The following is a 15,678-nucleotide window of genomic DNA, read 5'->3' on the forward strand; positions in this document are numbered from 1 at the left end:
GTTCAACCACCCATGGCTGCAATTCGCTGCAGCAAAGGTTCACGATATCTGGACCAGACCATGGAGGCTTCCCTGCCAATCGTCTCCGCATGACGCACCGACCCCATCCCGCCGTGCCAGCGATATGCCGTAAGGGGTTCATTCAGGTATGGAAAACGATATCCATTCAGCAGGATACGCAGCCAGAGATCCAGATCATGCGTATATGGAAGCAGCTCATCGAAGAGGCCTACAGCTCCGAACAGATCCTTGCGGATCATGACGGTACAACCATTGACAGGATTGCCACCCACAAAACGGCGCAGCCATTCAACGTCAGCCATCGGTTCTGCTCCACCATGCAGCTTGGTAACCGCTGAATGTTCATTGATGTAATGAAAGTTGGTATGTGAGGCAAGCACATTTTCCCGCTGCATGAACTCGACCTGATAACGTATTTTATCCGGATAGAGAAGATCATCCGAGCTTAGCCAGACCACATAATCACCCGAAGCATGACGAATGCCGTGATTCAGAGCCGAGGCTGTGCCGCCGTTGCTTTTGCCAAGCACATAGATATGAGGCAGGTAGGGCTGGAGAAGCTCCGCATGCCTTGTCGAGCCGTCGTCCACCACAATGATCTCCACGTTGGTATACGTCTGGTTGATCGCGCTATGGATCGCCTGCTGCACATAAGGGCAATTGTAAAATGGAATGACCACGGATACTTTTGGATTCATTTGGCCCCTCCCCCTTGCTTCCGAACATCGCTCAGAATATCCTGAAGGGATTGGGCAAATGGAATCTGAGGCTGCCATCCCAGTTTACGCAGGAGCGACAGCTCCTCCTCCTTGCCAGCCCCATCCGGTCCTGAAGAGGCTCCGTCCCAGCGGACAGGCACTTCTGCCTCTGACATGGAGAGCAAGGTATCCGCGATTTCGCCCAGACTGCGCTCCGTCCCGGAAACCACCGGATAGACAGTCCCCGTAGTTCCATGCACAAGAAGTGTGGCATAGGCTCTGACCGCATCCCGTACATCCAGGAAATCCCTTGTATTATCCCGTCCGGATAGACGGAAAGCTTCACGTTTGCCCTCTTGCTCACAGGCAACCACATGCCTTGCAAGCAGTGAACAGATCCCCGTAGAAGGACCGGCCCCGATCAAATTCCCGGGTTCAGCCAGCATGATCTGCTGCCCAAACAGGGACATCCATGACAATGACACCATCTCTTCCAGTGCTTTGCTGAGACTGTAAGGATGAGGAGGCTCTGGTTTTCGGCCTGGTTCGACGGTGTATTTCAACCGGGATCCCACGATGACGGTCCGTGCCGATGGGCAGCTCCGAAGAGCATCCAGTAAATACAGAACAGCCATCACATTCGTTTCCAGTACAAGCAGCGGGTCCGACCAGGAGTCGGGGACTGAGTTTTTCCCAGCGAGATGCAGCGCGTAATCCGGCTGCACCTCATCAATCAGCTGACGCACCTGCTGTTTATCATTCAGATCACACACATGTACAGCCACGCCTTCGCCAAACGAATGCACGCCTGCTCGCCGCACCACGGCGGCAACCTTAGCGCCGACGCTCTTGAAATATGCTACAGCATGCCGTCCGGTAAAACCGGAGGCCCCTGTAATCAGCACGTTCTTGCCCGTTAGCTCTGCTCCATCCATAATGCCAGCTCCTTCAGCATCGTAGAATAATCCGGAAGGTCTGTCTTCACATCCTCGCGTGTGGAAACGAGGGTACGATCCTGCACAAGACTGTCATCAGGCACAATATTCACATCTTGCTTATTCCAGGTCTGCTGGAAAAGAAGCAGCAGATCGTGCTTGCTAACCGGTTCAGGATGCGCCAGATGAATCAGGCCACTGACAGGTGACGCCAGATAATGATCCACCCATTTTGCCAGCTCCAGTGTAGTTACACCGTTCCAGAACACACGCGTATATCCACCCACTTCACCTGTGCGGGACATAAACCAATGCATCAGGCCGATGCCGCTCTTCCGGATTTCCGGCCCAATTATCGAGGTGCGGATCGTGAGGTGCCCTGGATCATGAACCTCACCCAGTGCCTTGGTAATCGCGTAGGATGATGTCCCATCCGTAACATCATTCTCCGTATAGGAACCACGGTCCCCGCTGAAGACACAGTCCGTGCTGATATGAATGAGTCGGGCACCAATGGTGTCGGCCACCCTCCGCAAACGATGCGGAAGGAAGCCGTTAATGTGATACGCGGTAATTTTATCTTCATCTGCGAAGCTGTTCAGCACTCCAACAGCATTAACGATAACGTCCGGGTGCACAGCCTCCACCAGACGATCCACCATATAGCTGTCATTTACATCCAGCAGCAGACCGTTCGGGTCAGACACATCCCGCGTGGTGTAGAAGACACTGTGCAGACCTTGACGGCGGAAATAGTCGACCATAACATGGCCGGCCATTCCGTTTCCCCCAAGTATCAGGAGCTTCATGACAGGAATCCTCCGCGTTTCAGAATGTCGCGAATCTCCTCTTTCGTCATCAACTGATGTTCTGAACTGAAGCTGCTAAAGGAAACCGGAGGGCAGTTCGTGTAATGCTCACGCAATCCCGGTATGCCGAGTGTAGGGAGAATGACCAGATATTGTTCGTCGTAAACAACCGTTGTCATGCTCTCGAATTCACTCATCAGAATTTCATGAATTTTCTCACCAGGCCGGGTACCACGTTCCACAATGGCCACGTTCTCTACGCCGGAATCCTCAATGAGCACTTCTGCAAGATCCACAATTTTGCACGTAGGCATCGTCATGACAAAAATCTCCCCGCCTACACTCTCTACGGAAGCCTTGAACAGCAACGTGATGGCATCCTTCAGTGTGAGGAAGAACCGGGTCATATTCATATCCGTGATGGATACTTCACCTTTCTGACGAATCTGGTTCTTGAAGAGATGCACCACGCTGCCGTTGGTACCAAGTACATTTCCGCCCCGTACAGTCACAAAACGGGTATTGCTGTGCAGCAAATTCGCATATACGATTAATTTCTCGCCGATCGCCTTGGTCATGCCATAGAAATTGGATGGGTTGGCCGCCTTGTCAGTCGAGATATAGATGACTTTTTCAACATGGTTTTCGATGGCAGCCTCAATTACGTTCTGAGTACCAATCACGTTGGTTTTGAGCGCTTCATAAGGCTGATCTTCACATACCGGCACATGTTTGAGCGCCGCCAGATGGAATACATAGTCCACTTGCTGGCAAGCCGCCGTTAATGCTTCCTTGTCACGAATATCCCCAATTCGGAAGTGAAGACGAGGATCCTCGAACTCGCGGCTCATGGCCACCTGGCTTGATTCATTACGGGAGTAAACGATGATTTCCTTTGGATTTTGGGGCAGCAGCTGGGCCACGAGTTCATACCCCCATGATCCAGTACCGCCTGTCACGAGTATACGTTTATTTTCAAACATGTATTTTCCCTCCAAGCAGAAATTTGACCACTTTACCGGATACATCTGTTGCCTTGTAACCTTGCGGGCATTCCCAGTCACTTGCCATCTCCGTCATGACCTTCACACATCCCGCAATGCGGGCTGCATCCAGCCCGGAGACTACGTTGCTGCCGCAGTCCACCGTCTCTGGACGTTCGGTTGTCCGCCGCATGGTGACTGTGGGTACACCCATGATGCAGCATTCTTCCTGAACGGTACCGCTGTCCGTCAGTGCACAGCGTGCATGACGTTCCAGCATGACGAAGTCAAAAAAGCCGAACGGTTCGTGGAATTCCACAAGCGGATTCATCTCCAGCTGCAAATGTTCTGCGATACGGATGGCCGTTCGGGGATGGATGCTGCAGATCACCCGCAGGCCGTGCTCTTCCGCAACCTGGTTCAGTCCTTTCATGATCTCCAGCAGATGAGGCGGATGATCTACATTTTCTGCCCGGTGGGCGGTTACCAAAAAGTACTGCCCGGACTTCAGCTTGAGCTTTTTCAATATTTTGCTGGCGTTCACTTGGGCGTCATAGTGACGCATGACTTCGTATATCGGATTGCCCGTGAGCACAATTCGCCGACTGGGCACACCTTCATTAACCAGGTGCTTCTTGCTCTGTTCGGTATAAGGCATATTAATGGTCGATATGGCATCAATGACTTTTCGATTTTTCTCTTCAGGTACATCCAGATCGAAGCACCGATTGCCTGCCTCCATATGGACGACCGGAATCCCCATGCGTTCAGCCAGCACGGCACAGAGTGCACTGTTGGTATCACCCAGCAGCAGCACTTTGTCCGGCTTTTCCTGAAGCAGCAGATCTTCCATTTGAGTAAACATGGAGGATAGCTGTCGGCCCAGCGAGGCAGCTTCGTCCTGAAGGACGTAGTCTGGCGCCCGCAGGCCCATTTCCTTGAAAAACTGACCGCTGAGACTTTCCGTGAAGTTCTGTCCTGTGTGCACAAGAATATGCTTGGACGCGTACTGGTCCAGCTTGGAAATGATCAGGCTGAGCCGGATAATCTCTGGTCTCGTGCCCAGCACCGTCATGATCTTCATCGTTATCCCGCCTTCATCGTGTATTGGAACCTTTCCGACGCGCCCGGCGCCTTGACCTGGAAGTCGTGCGCTTGCGAGCCGTTGGTTTCGCCCTGTACAGATGCTTTCTCTTTTGCTGAGCTGCTTTTCGGGTTCGCTTCTTTACCCCCGTTTTCCGTTTCCTGACCTTGCTCGCCGGACGCTTTTCAATCACATCAGCGGGAACAGGGTGGCCTACGGCAATCGGCGGAAGTGGAGAGAGTGGTAATGCCTGAATAACCGACAGCGGGAACAGAAGTGCTCTGACTGCCCCGGGGTCCAGGGCAAGTACGGTACGCAAACCGCCTTCTCCCCAGGTATACACCGGGCCATTAGGTGCCTGAATGTAAGGGAACCAGCCAGGGTATCGCAGCAACCACTGTGTCACCATCGTATGCATGCCAGCCCTGTAGGTTTCAATTCCATACAATCGTTCCGCTTCTGCCCGGCCTCGCCAGGCCATATCGGACGCCAGCTCCGTGTCATTCAGCAGGGTCGTCGCCAAGACGGCAAGTGCATTGCTGTCTCCAGGAGGAGCAAGAAATTGGCCGCTGCCGACTCCTTCCAGCAGCTCCGACAGACCGCCCTGGGCAAAAGCAATAACCGGTTTGGCAAAATAAACGCCCTCCAGCGCAGTCATGCCAAAGCCTTCCTTGACCATGCTCGGAATAACCACCATATCCATCGCTGTATAGGCAAGAGATACATTCTCTTCAAATGTCGTAAAGGTAAATCTGCGGGCATATCCTGACTTCTTCACCCGTGCTACGCATTCGTCATAGTACTTTTTGTCTGCTGGCGCACCAATGATCCAGTACCTGGCTTTTGAGTGGGTTTCGCAGAGCTGCAGTGCCATGTCAATGAAAGGTCTCAGCCCTTTGGCATCATATATAAAAGAAGAGATATAGCCGATACAGACATGCGAGTTCCTGAAACCGAGCTCCTTGCGCTTGCGTTCACGCAAATGAAGCCAGCGGTCCGGGGCAGGCAGTGCGGGGTCCCAGGTTGGTGGAAGAACCGACAGCTTGCCGCTCATGCCCGCATGTTTGAACGGGGCCGCAGCCGTCTCGGATATGCCGATAATCCAGTCCGAATATCGGTCGATCATCTGCACCGCTTCGTCTGTATGAGCATTGATCTGAATAATCTCCGTAATCTTCCAGATGACTGGAATCTGCAGCGATTTGGCTGCAATGGCAGGCAGCACATTCACACAGGTATTCGTCAATACCAGCGCAGGAGAAGTTTCCCTGATAAGGGAAACCACGTCCTGATAAGCTGGTGTGTAACGAAGCTGTTCTGCATCATTGGCAATGCCCTGGTAGGGTGTGTACACACCGTGAAGCATGGGCAGCGAGCATATCTTGACCTGAATATCGAATCTCCGCGCAAGTCCGGCGAGCTTGCCTTCCTGCGGAGCAACAAGCACGCAGTCGAAGATGGAGCCCATTTCCCTCATAAAATGGAGCAAAAGTTTCTCTGCCCCGGTAATACTCCGGGTATTGCACACATGGGAAAACAACATGAGTTTCGGTTTAGTCGCCATGGCTGCACAGACCTGCATGCATATCGGATGCAGGTCTGTGCACACCTCCTCCCGACCGGAAATTAAGGGAATATAATGGTCAGCATTTCATTAATCCTTCTGCCATACGTGTGTTCCTTGAGCGTCCGTTCCAATCCGCGGAGGGCGATTTCACGGCGCTCTTTCTCGTGCGTAAGATAGTATTCAACTTTATCGAGCAGCTCTTGAGGAGAAGAATAGGTTTCGATCTCTACACCCGGCTTATAGAACCGCGCCAGGTCATCACGTGCATCCGTCAGCTGCAGTGTTGCGGAAGCCGAGATCTCGAACGTTCTTGGATTCGGCGAAGCTGGTGGTATTTTGAGATGGTTGTTATTGACGGAATCATCCTCGTGGGAACGGTGCAGGTTGATCACAATTTTAGTCCCGTTATATACATCATTGGTTTCCTGCGGACTCATCCAGCGTCCATGCTCAATCTTCTCGCCATAGGCTTCATAGCCAGGCAGACGGTCCCACCAGATCCCATTAAATACCGTATTGTGCGACATGATCTGTGCCATGATTGGATTGAAGAAATAAACCCGGTTCCAGTAAGCCGATCCGATAAAACTGACGTCCCGGTGCAAGGGAGATGGCGTCGTGATCGGGAAGTAATGATTGGTGAATGCCGCAAACGGCAGGTAGTGTACAGATGCACAGCCGCTCTGACGGTATAGTTCTACGCAGTTCAATTCGAGTGTGAAGATATGATCGAAGTGATGGACACGTTCCATCGTCATATCCGTGTAGTACGGATCATCCGTCAGCCAGATTGCTGTCGGAATCCCTGCCTGGCGAATCGCATCAACATGCTCGAGCGGAATGTCCATGCCATCCAGGACAAGAACCAAATCGGGGCGATTTTGCAGCGCAATTTCAGATACCGGCTGCCGCGGATCAGTCAGCGACACCTGAGCAACCATGCCTTGCAGGGTCGCCATAATCGCCTCATCCAGCGGTGAATAGGGGAATCCTTTACCCGAAGAGACGTACAGGACGTGGATCTGCCGGAAAGGCAATGGTTCCTGTGCGCAATTGACAATATAGTTGGCACGCCCGCGCAGGTACCCTTCTTCCTTGCCTGCATCATAACCGGCATGCTGCCCGTTTTTGCGTGCCTGTTCAGCCAGGCTGAGTACTGGCGTATGGTAATTCCTCTTTTTACGGTGTTTGATAGACATACCGCCACTCCTTCTGTATGAAATAACGTTCGCTGTATTGCAGGTTTGCTGTTCTACACATGTTCCAGCAGCTGGGCGATTCGGCGGGCAAACGTATGCTGGTTCAACGTGGTCAACAGCCCCCGCCAAGCCATGGCCTGCCGTTCTTGCTCATGCTTCAGGTAATATTTGATTTTGCTCTCCAGTTCAGCTGCTGTCGTAAACGTCTCAATGTCGTAACCCGGCTGGTAAAAGCGGGGCAAGTCACCGCGTGCATCCGTAATCTGCATTGTGCCGCAGGCATTGATCTCATACGTTCTTGGATTAATGGATCGCCCTTGCAGATGATGCGTATTGCGATTGTCCTCGCCATTCTCGCAGGTCCGGTGAACATTAATGACAATCTTGGCGCCGTTGTAATAATTAACAGTTGAGCTTGGATCGATCCATCCCTCATGGATAAAAGGGCCGAGTACATCCGACCGTGTCAGCCGGTGCCACTGGCTGCCGGCAATGAATACCTTTTTGGTCGCCAGAAAAGGGGCCAGCTCATCGAACAAGGCGATCCGGTTCCAGAAGCCTGTGCCGATAAAACAAATATCGTATTGGTGCTGAGGCTCGATGCGACGAGGCTGGAACATGCCGGGATTAACCGCGAGTGGCATATAGATGACTCTGCTCGCTCCGTTCCCTCCGTAAAATGGAACCGCAGCTTCTTCATGCGTGAACACCACATCGTAATGCCTGCAGATGGTCGCCGTATCTTCGGTAAAATACGGATCATCCACAAACCATACTGCTGTCCGAATACCGAGAGCCCGTATCCCGTCTACCTGTTCCAGGTGATCCGCAGGAAAAACGTGCAATCCGTTCATGACCAACACGACATCCGGCCTGTGCTGACTTGCATCCTGCAGCATGGTTGCCGGCGACCCGACAACACATTCACGCACAGACTGCTGCAGAGCTAAGATGACACCTTCATCGATGGCATCAAATCCTTGCGGAATGTACAGTACTTTCATATCCCGCATGGTCGGCTCAAACATCTGAACTCGCTCCATCATGGCCTGACAGCCGCCGAATCTGCGGCCTTCAGCATATCCGCTGCGGTAAGCTATCTTCGCTTCCGGAAGCGATCGGTGTCGTTTTTTTGCCACATCCTTCACCCTGTCTTCCTTTCAGGAGATTCCGTATCCGTTTCTCCCCGAGATTGGTCTTCCCTCTAAAGGATATGCCCCGGGGTCAGATGCATCATGGACGGGTGTCCTGCAAGGCGCAAAATTGGCGTCTGCCCTCCACATTGGCCTGTACGGGCATGTCCGCTTCTGCGGCCATGCAAATCACCCGGAGGGATAAATCCCCCGGGTGATCCTATGTGCTGGACCTGCAGCAATCCGTCTGCCACTGATCAGGCCTATTCGGTTATTGTGCCTTGTACGCCAGCTGATGTCCGTCCTCGAAACCCTTGGCGAAACCCGCGTTGAATCCCTCGTTGTACGCCTCGTTGTAGCCCTGACTGTACGCGTTGTCCGGGTTCGGATCGGTAGGGGTAGCCGGGACGACTGGTTGTACGGGCTTCGGACTCCGGTGCCGCCGGACCGAACGTTTCTTTTTTTTGAGCCACGCACTACGTCCTTTAAGCGTGCGTTTGTGCAGTACACGTTTGCCTTTGATGGCACGCAGCTTACGGACTTTGCGCAGACGTGCACCACGTGTAAGCAAAGCTCTTTTCGTTCTAAGCTTCAACTTTTTCTTTCTCAACATATCAACATTCCTCCTGTATGTCCCGAACGATACGTACCGCATATTCAGGTTCTTTGAGCCACGGCAAGCCGGGCTCCCCTTGCTGAATTCGTGCTAACCTGATCCCCGTAACCATACGGGACATTTCTTCCTGATACCTGCTCAGCAGACGAATGTTCTCGGCAAGACTGCGGGCAGATACTTCCGAATGAGCGGTTACGCTGGCTACACTGTCCAGAATGCGTGCCAGGGCCTGCTGGCTGTGTGCAATGGATTCAATGAGAGCCAGTTTAACTTCCTGCTCACGCTGCAGCAGACTCATTTTCCCATGTCTCCAAGATCCATGCCGCCAAACATGCCTCCGTCCATCCCGCCTTCTTCAGCACTGTTATCGACCATGACAGCTTTCAGGTTGTTGCAGAGCCCTGTTTCCATCCGGGTTAACCCTTCCAGCATTTCAACCAGCTGATCATGCATTTTCAGCGGTTCTGCCACCTGATCACCGTGGGTTAGAAATGCTTCACCGTTCAGGTGATTCAGCGCCCAATTCCGAACTTTCTCAGCTTCAATCGCCTTGGCTTCAAGGATCAGTGCAATGTTCCATTGCATCTTGGCTGCAGCATCCAGCATCAGTATGAGACTTTGTTCTCTGCTCATGTTCTCTCACCCGCCTTCCGGGCTTATTCTTCCTCTTGACCTGCCATCTCCCGCATGACCTGGGTCAGCGTTTCGGCAACAGCTTCCTCCAGATCCGCAAGGCCCCCCAAATAGGAGATGATGCTTTTGTTGATTTGTCCAGAGCTATCCAGCAGACCCTCTACGCCATCCAACTCCGGTTCGATATCCGGCAAATGATTAATAATTTCAGACATCCGCACAGCGACTTGACGTTTGGCATCCAATACTCGTGCAAGCTGCTGGTGTGAGTGTGCAATATGTGTGAGTATTTCATCAACTTTGCTCTGCATGGTCCTCCTCCTTACCGTCACGGCCTGCTTCACCCATAGAAAAACCCGGCCTATCAGCATTTGCCTGCTACAGCATATGCCGGGCCGGGATCGTCAGTTACTCCAGCTTGCGCCTATATCGTCAAATGACATAACTCCAATCAGAGGAGTATCGGCTCAGGAATTGGCGGGTTCGTTCCTGCTTGGGCCGTAAAAAGATTTCCTCGGGTGTTCCTTGCTCCACGACATGCCCCCCATCCATGAAGATAACCCGATTCGCCACTTCACGGGCAAAACCCATTTCATGGGTAACAACGATCATCGTGATGCCCTCCTGGGCAATCGAACGAATGACCGATAATACCTCTCCGACCAGCTCTGGATCCAGGGCAGAAGTCGGTTCATCAAACAGGATGACCTCTGGATTCAGCGCCAGTGCGCGGGCAATGCCGACCCGCTGCTGCTGTCCGCCAGAGAGCATGCTCGGATACTCATTGATTTTGGCAGACAGCCCTACTTGTTCGAGAACACGCAGGGCACGCGCACGGGCATCTGCCTTGGACATCTTCTGTGCCACGATCAGCCCTTCCGTGACGTTATCCAGCACCGTTTTGTGTTTGAACAAATTGTAATGCTGAAAAACCATGGCCGTTTTCCGTCTGATCTGCACGATATCGTGTTTGCGCGCATGTTTGCAGTCCACGCCCAATCCGCTGATCTGGACCTTGCCTTCATCCGCACGTTCCAGGAAGTTCACGCAGCGCAGCAATGTTGTTTTGCCCGACCCACTGGGTCCAAGAATGGCGACCACATCCCCCTGCTCTACCGTCAGATTAATGCCTTTCAGCACTTCCTGCTTGCCAAAAGACTTGTGGATATTGCTTAGTGTAATCATGAAACCCCTCCTTTGCTATACAAGGCAACCCGGCGTTCGAGCAGAGCGGTAATCCGTTCGGCGATGATTGTCAGGCCCCAATAGATCACTGCCGCTGCAATGAAAGCCTCCAGAAATTTCAAACTGACGGATGCAACGACATCTGCCTTTCCGAGAATATCCATCTGTGAAACCGTGAAGGCCAGCGTCGATCCATGGAGAAATCCGACAAACATGCTGCACATATTGGGCAATACAGCACCGATGGCCTGTGGGAGAATGATGCGCCGCAAGGCCTGTGAGGTACTCATGCCTACGGCATGCGCAGCCTCCATCTGTCCACGGTCCACAACCAGAATACCTGAACGGATAATCTCGGACATATACGCTCCGGCTGTCAGCGAGAAGGCAATCAATACAAATACCAGAATAGGTATGGAAGCCGATTGAAAAGCCCATCCGTACCGTTCAGAGAGTTTATCAATAATCATCGGTATACCGTAATAGATCAGAAACAGATGCATGAGCATCGGCGTACCGCGTAGAAAGGAAACGTAGAAGGCGGCTGCCCGATGAATCCAGGGCACCTGATAGATTCGAATCAGCGCAGTGGCAAGGCCGATCCCGAAACCTGCGATCAGCGGCACAATCGTGATCACGAGTGTCAGTGGCAATGCCGTCAGAATTTTGAAAAAAGACGTATAAATAAACTGGAGATCAATGGACATATGCTCACCCCGCTAATCGTTTCAGGCGTTCAGCTCTAACCGCTGGCTTAGGCACCGTGCTCTTGCGTTCATGACGCTGCAGTCTGCGTTCAGCAAGAGCAAACCCTTTTTCAAGGACAATAACAATGACATAATAAACAACCGACAGGCTGATATACACCTCAAGCGCATGTGACGTTGCCGAGATCAGCGTCTGCCCTCTGCCCACCATATCCATGACACCGATGGAAAAAGCAAGGGACGTGTCCTTGAGCGAACCGATCAGCGTATTCGCCATATTGGGGAAAGCCACAATAAGCGCTTGGGGGACAACGATCCGTCGAAAGGACTGAAACGTAGTCATCCCTGCTGCATATGCCGCCTCGGTCTGGCCCTTGTCAACACTGCGAACGGCTCCGCGGAAGATCTCCGCAAAGGATGCAGCATCGCTAAGTGCGTAGGTCACGATGACAAATACCAGTGGATCGGTTCTGGACAGGTCAATGCCAATTGGCTTAAGCAATTCGGGCAGGCCGTAATAGACCAGAAACAGCTTGATGAGAATCGGTGTGCCGCGCATGAAAGATACATACAGGGTGGCGAGCTGACTCAATACCGGAATTCGGTAGAGTCTAGGAACTGCTAACAGCACACCGCCTACCAGACCAAGCACAATGGACCCGCCCAGCACGATCAGAGTAATATGCAGATACCTTAACAGTTCCGGGATGAAATCCAGAACCAAGGATATATCGAATGCTTTTCCCATTACCGCTTGCACACCTTTCTCGGGCTACTCTTCAACCGTATAATCCGCACCAAGCCACTCTGTGCTCAGCTTGCCTAATGTTCCGTCTTCTTTGATTGATTTGAGAGCTTCATCCACTTTGGCTTTGAGCTCCTGCTCGTCCTTGTTGAGGATGAAATATACTTTGGAATTCGATAAAGCTTCCCCAACCGTTTTTAATTGGGCGTCCACAGCCTTATTCTGATAATCGATGGCGAACTGCGTACTGATCGTTGCATCCACCCGGCCTGATTTGATCTGGGTAATCGTGTCTTCACCAGCTCCCGAGTATACGATATCAATGCTGTTGCCATTGTCCGCATTCCACTTCTCAGCCAGTACAGCCGCATTGCTCGTTGCACCCACAATCAGTTTTTTCCCTTTCAGATCGTCAATGGAATTCACATCCTGGTTTTTCTGACTCACGACCACTTTGTTGGGGAAAATATTATAAGCTTCATCATTAAACAGGAATTTCGCCTGTCTCTCTTCATTCACTTCCATCTGGTGAGCGATCAGATCAATTTTTTTCGTCTCCAGGCTGAGCAGCAGGTTTTTGAACTCCATGGTGCTGAATTCAAACTCATACTCCGGCAGCCGTTTATCAATCTCGCGAATCAATTCCACATCGTATCCAGTCAATTTGCCATTCTCATCAATGAAGCACACATTCGGAAATTGCGTACCTGTACCTACGATAATCTTCTTCACTGTATCTTGACCGGACGCAGATGTGGTCTCCGCTTCATTTGAAGCATTGCCTGTGCTGCATCCTGCCAGCACCGCGAGCATAGTTACGAACAGCAGCGCTGTCCGAAATTGATGAATCCCCCATTGTTTAGCCATTCCCGATCTCCTCCACAGGCTGTGTTACACAGCCAATATAATGTAAACTCCCATCTCTCCGATTCTTAACTAACCATTCTTACTTGTATAGTCGGAATTAGGTTGATCAAAGAATATCACCCTAGGTTATCCTGAGGCAATACGAAGCCTAATAGGACATCCTGATAATGTTATAGAACTTCTCTATCCGGACATTGCATAGGAAATTCATATACCAAAAAAAGCCCCTCCCCGACCGGTCTGGCGGAGAAAAGGCTCCTTCGATTCATGATGTCATCTATCTGCGACTGGCCCATTTAATTTTACGTGCGACTTCGAGCCGCTGGGATTGCAGGAGGCCAATTCGTTCTTTGCATTTGTCGCGTTCATCCTGGGTGTGGGCTGCATGCAGCTGATTGCACAGCCCCGTCAGCTTACTGTTGATATAATCCAGCCGTGTCCATAATTCCTCTTCGGGTGTCCGCTGCTGCTCCGCTGCCGGCTGAAATATTTTGAGCTGGTGGATAAGGGACTGCTGCCATTCCTGATCCTGAATTTGGATGGCAAAATGCAAAAGATCCAGATAATCGTCGATTTGCAACGATACGCCGCAATCAGGCTTAGTATTCATTGTCGTCTCTCTCCTTATTTCAGTGCTTGCTGGAATCAGTTACTTCTATTTTACAGGAAAAGGGCTGCTTTAGGCGAGGGTTGAAAGTACGAAATTTGGAAATTTTTTTGGTTTTTTTGTGCATAGAAGTTTTCTATCTATATATAGATCGTTTGGATTGGAGCATACAGCATAAAACCCGCTCCAAGGAGCACTCCTTGTGCGGGTCTTCATCATGTAATCCCTTCTGTATCGGCCATGCGTCGTTCAAGCTTTTTCCTGATTTGGCTGCCTCGTTAGAAGCAGCATGACAAATGAGATGATCATGATGGAAACTGTCCATGCCCATGCCATGGTCTGATTACCGGAATCGACTGCAACATAGATGGCTGTAGGTACGGTTTGGGTTTTGCCAGGAATATTACCAGCGATCATCAGTGTGGCCCCGAATTCCCCCAGTGCACGAGCGAATCCCAATATAAAAGCAGTCATCAATGCACGTCCTGCAAGCGGGAGCGAAATGTAGCGAAACACCTGCCACTCATTCGCCCCGATCGACCTGCCCGCATCCTCCAGATCCTTATCAATACCGCTGAACCCGGACTTCATGGTCTGATAAATGAGCGGGAAGGCTACAACCACCGCAGCAATTACCGCTGCCCACCAGGAGAAGATGACCGGCGCCGAGAAGATGGCTTCGATCCATTGTCCCAGCAGACTTTTGCGGCCCAGCAAAACGAGCAGCAGAAAGCCAACGACGGTCGGCGGAAGCACCAGCGGCAGCATGAACACGGTTTCCAGCACAATTTTGCCGCGAAATGAGCGGCGTGACATCTGCCAGGCTACCGCAATGCCAAGCACGCCTGCAATAATGCTGGATAACAGAGCAACCTGAAGTGACAAGCGGACAGGTGACCAGAACGCTGACCAGTCGATCTCCGTAACAATCATTCCGGAATAGAGAATCCGTATTTCGCAAATACATCCAGCACTTCAGGGGTTTGCAAATACACGTAAAATTGTTCTGCTTCTGTCCGGTGTTTCGTGCCCTCAATAATGCCTACCGGGTAATTGGCCGGCGTATAACGGTTCTTGTCCACCTCAAATGCAATTTTCACCTGATCCGAGGTCAGTGCATCCGTTTTGTACACAAATCCCGCGTCTGCGTTCCCAGTCTCCACATATTGGAGAACCTGTCTGACATCCTTGCCCTGCACTAGCTTGCTTTCGAGCTGACCCCACAGATTGGCATTCGTCAGTGCTTCCTTCGCATACGTTCCTGCAGGGACACTTTCCGGAATGCCGATAGCTACGGTTTTAACGGTATCTGATGTCAGATCCTGCTCGCTTGATACTGCATGTTCACTACCTGCTGGAACGATGGCAACAAGGGAGTTTTGCAGCAAATTTTTCTGATCAGCAGCTGCAATCAGGTTCTCGTCCACCAGAGCGTTCATGTTCTTCGCTGCCGCCGATATAAAGATATCCGCAGGTGCACCCTGTTCAATCTGCTGCTGCAGTGCCCCCGATGCCCCGAAGTTAAAGTTGAGTTCAACAGAAGGATGGGCAAGCTCATAGCCTGTTTCGATTTCTTTCATCGCATCGGTCAGACTGGCTGCTGCCGAGATGATTAATTCTACAGTTTCTTGCGGCTCTGTATTCCCTGCTGAATTGGACTCTCCTGATGTCGCAGGTGCCGAGGACACCGGCTCAACTGCTGTAGATGAATCCGCACTGTCCGCACCAGCACCACAACCCGCCAATACAAGAGCCATTCCGAGAGACATGCTCCCCAGTATGTATCCTATCCTTTTTCTCAATTCTTCTCCCCCTGATCCTGCTACACGTTATATTTAGTTATAACTAGTTATAATTAATTATATTTCATTATACATAAGATCGGTCAA

19 protein-coding genes are annotated in these 15,678 nt (G+C 51.5%); all 19 read right to left on the bottom strand.

The features are described 5' to 3' along the window. Positions 1–2: 2 nt before the first annotated feature. Positions 3–719, bottom strand: a complete 717-nt coding sequence (locus F4V51_RS23390) for a glycosyltransferase (protein ID WP_153979825.1) — start codon at positions 717–719, stop codon at positions 3–5. Continuing rightward, positions 716–1,654 (bottom strand): NAD-dependent epimerase/dehydratase family protein, encoded by a 939-nt coding sequence (locus tag F4V51_RS23395; protein WP_153979826.1) that lies wholly within the window; start codon positions 1,652–1,654, stop codon positions 716–718. The genes F4V51_RS23390 and F4V51_RS23395 overlap by 4 nt, the downstream gene beginning before the upstream one ends. Further along, positions 1,636–2,463 carry a dTDP-4-dehydrorhamnose reductase family protein gene (locus tag F4V51_RS23400; RefSeq protein WP_153979827.1) on the bottom strand — a complete coding sequence of 276 codons (828 nt, stop codon included), beginning with the start codon at positions 2,461–2,463 and terminating at the stop codon, positions 1,636–1,638. Before F4V51_RS23400 ends, F4V51_RS23395 begins: the two co-directional genes overlap by 19 nt. After that, a complete protein-coding gene (locus tag F4V51_RS23405; RefSeq protein WP_095291944.1) occupies positions 2,460–3,446 on the bottom strand; it encodes a polysaccharide biosynthesis protein in 987 nt (328 codons plus the stop codon). Before F4V51_RS23405 ends, F4V51_RS23400 begins: the two co-directional genes overlap by 4 nt. After that, positions 3,439–4,530 (bottom strand): non-hydrolyzing UDP-N-acetylglucosamine 2-epimerase, encoded by a 1,092-nt coding sequence (wecB, locus tag F4V51_RS23410; RefSeq protein WP_095291945.1) that lies wholly within the window; start codon positions 4,528–4,530, stop codon positions 3,439–3,441. The genes F4V51_RS23405 and wecB overlap by 8 nt, the downstream gene beginning before the upstream one ends. Before the next feature lie 13 nt (positions 4,531–4,543). Beyond that, the gene (locus F4V51_RS23415) at positions 4,544–6,094 is read right to left on the bottom strand and encodes a glycosyltransferase family 4 protein (protein WP_162009984.1); all 1,551 of its coding nucleotides are present in this window, start codon (positions 6,092–6,094) and stop codon (positions 4,544–4,546) included. 62 nt (positions 6,095–6,156) lie between these two features. Then, positions 6,157–7,296, bottom strand: coding sequence for a CgeB family protein (locus F4V51_RS23420; RefSeq protein ID WP_236146629.1), 1,140 nt, complete (start codon positions 7,294–7,296; stop codon positions 6,157–6,159). A gap of 53 nt (positions 7,297–7,349) precedes the next feature. Next, on the bottom strand, positions 7,350–8,444 hold the full coding sequence (locus tag F4V51_RS23425; RefSeq protein ID WP_236146630.1) for a CgeB family protein: 1,095 nt from the start codon (positions 8,442–8,444) through the stop codon (positions 7,350–7,352). Positions 8,445–8,700: 256 nt separating this feature from the next. Then, positions 8,701–9,042 (bottom strand): FliH/SctL family protein, encoded by a 342-nt coding sequence (locus F4V51_RS28880; RefSeq protein ID WP_095361345.1) that lies wholly within the window; start codon positions 9,040–9,042, stop codon positions 8,701–8,703. A gap of 1 nt (position 9,043) precedes the next feature. Beyond that, complete coding sequence (locus tag F4V51_RS23435) at positions 9,044–9,343, bottom strand: hypothetical protein (protein ID WP_153979829.1); 300 nt, start codon at positions 9,341–9,343, stop codon at positions 9,044–9,046. Continuing rightward, positions 9,340–9,678 (bottom strand): alpha-helical endospore appendage domain-containing protein, encoded by a 339-nt coding sequence (locus tag F4V51_RS23440; RefSeq protein ID WP_095291951.1) that lies wholly within the window; start codon positions 9,676–9,678, stop codon positions 9,340–9,342. The genes F4V51_RS23435 and F4V51_RS23440 overlap by 4 nt, the downstream gene beginning before the upstream one ends. Positions 9,679–9,701: 23 nt before the next feature. Further along, positions 9,702–9,989, bottom strand: a complete 288-nt coding sequence (locus F4V51_RS23445) for a nucleoside-diphosphate sugar epimerase (protein ID WP_095291953.1) — start codon at positions 9,987–9,989, stop codon at positions 9,702–9,704. 121 nt (positions 9,990–10,110) lie between these two features. Beyond that, positions 10,111–10,863: an amino acid ABC transporter ATP-binding protein gene (locus F4V51_RS23450; RefSeq protein WP_153979830.1), complete on the bottom strand. Its 753-nt coding sequence runs from the start codon at positions 10,861–10,863 to the stop codon at positions 10,111–10,113. Further along, a complete protein-coding gene (locus tag F4V51_RS23455) occupies positions 10,860–11,570 on the bottom strand; it encodes an amino acid ABC transporter permease (protein ID WP_153979831.1) in 711 nt (236 codons plus the stop codon). Before F4V51_RS23455 ends, F4V51_RS23450 begins: the two co-directional genes overlap by 4 nt. A gap of 4 nt (positions 11,571–11,574) precedes the next feature. After that, positions 11,575–12,318 carry an amino acid ABC transporter permease gene (locus F4V51_RS23460; RefSeq protein ID WP_153979832.1) on the bottom strand — a complete coding sequence of 248 codons (744 nt, stop codon included), beginning with the start codon at positions 12,316–12,318 and terminating at the stop codon, positions 11,575–11,577. Positions 12,319–12,342: 24 nt separating this feature from the next. Next, a complete protein-coding gene (locus F4V51_RS23465; protein ID WP_153979833.1) occupies positions 12,343–13,182 on the bottom strand; it encodes a transporter substrate-binding domain-containing protein in 840 nt (279 codons plus the stop codon). Between the two features lie 277 nt (positions 13,183–13,459). Beyond that, positions 13,460–13,792 (bottom strand): hypothetical protein, encoded by a 333-nt coding sequence (locus tag F4V51_RS23470; RefSeq protein ID WP_095291961.1) that lies wholly within the window; start codon positions 13,790–13,792, stop codon positions 13,460–13,462. A gap of 246 nt (positions 13,793–14,038) precedes the next feature. Then, positions 14,039–14,722, bottom strand: a complete 684-nt coding sequence (gene modB / locus F4V51_RS23475) for a molybdate ABC transporter permease subunit (RefSeq protein ID WP_153979834.1) — start codon at positions 14,720–14,722, stop codon at positions 14,039–14,041. Continuing rightward, entirely contained in the window at positions 14,719–15,558 is an 840-nt protein-coding gene (modA, locus tag F4V51_RS23480; RefSeq protein WP_153980833.1) for a molybdate ABC transporter substrate-binding protein, read from the bottom strand. Before modA ends, modB begins: the two co-directional genes overlap by 4 nt. Positions 15,559–15,678: the final 120 nt, after the last annotated feature.

It is taken from the genome of Paenibacillus xylanilyticus (assembly GCF_009664365.1).
In the GTDB taxonomy this organism is placed as follows: Bacteria; Bacillota; Bacilli; order Paenibacillales; family Paenibacillaceae; genus Paenibacillus; species Paenibacillus xylanilyticus_A.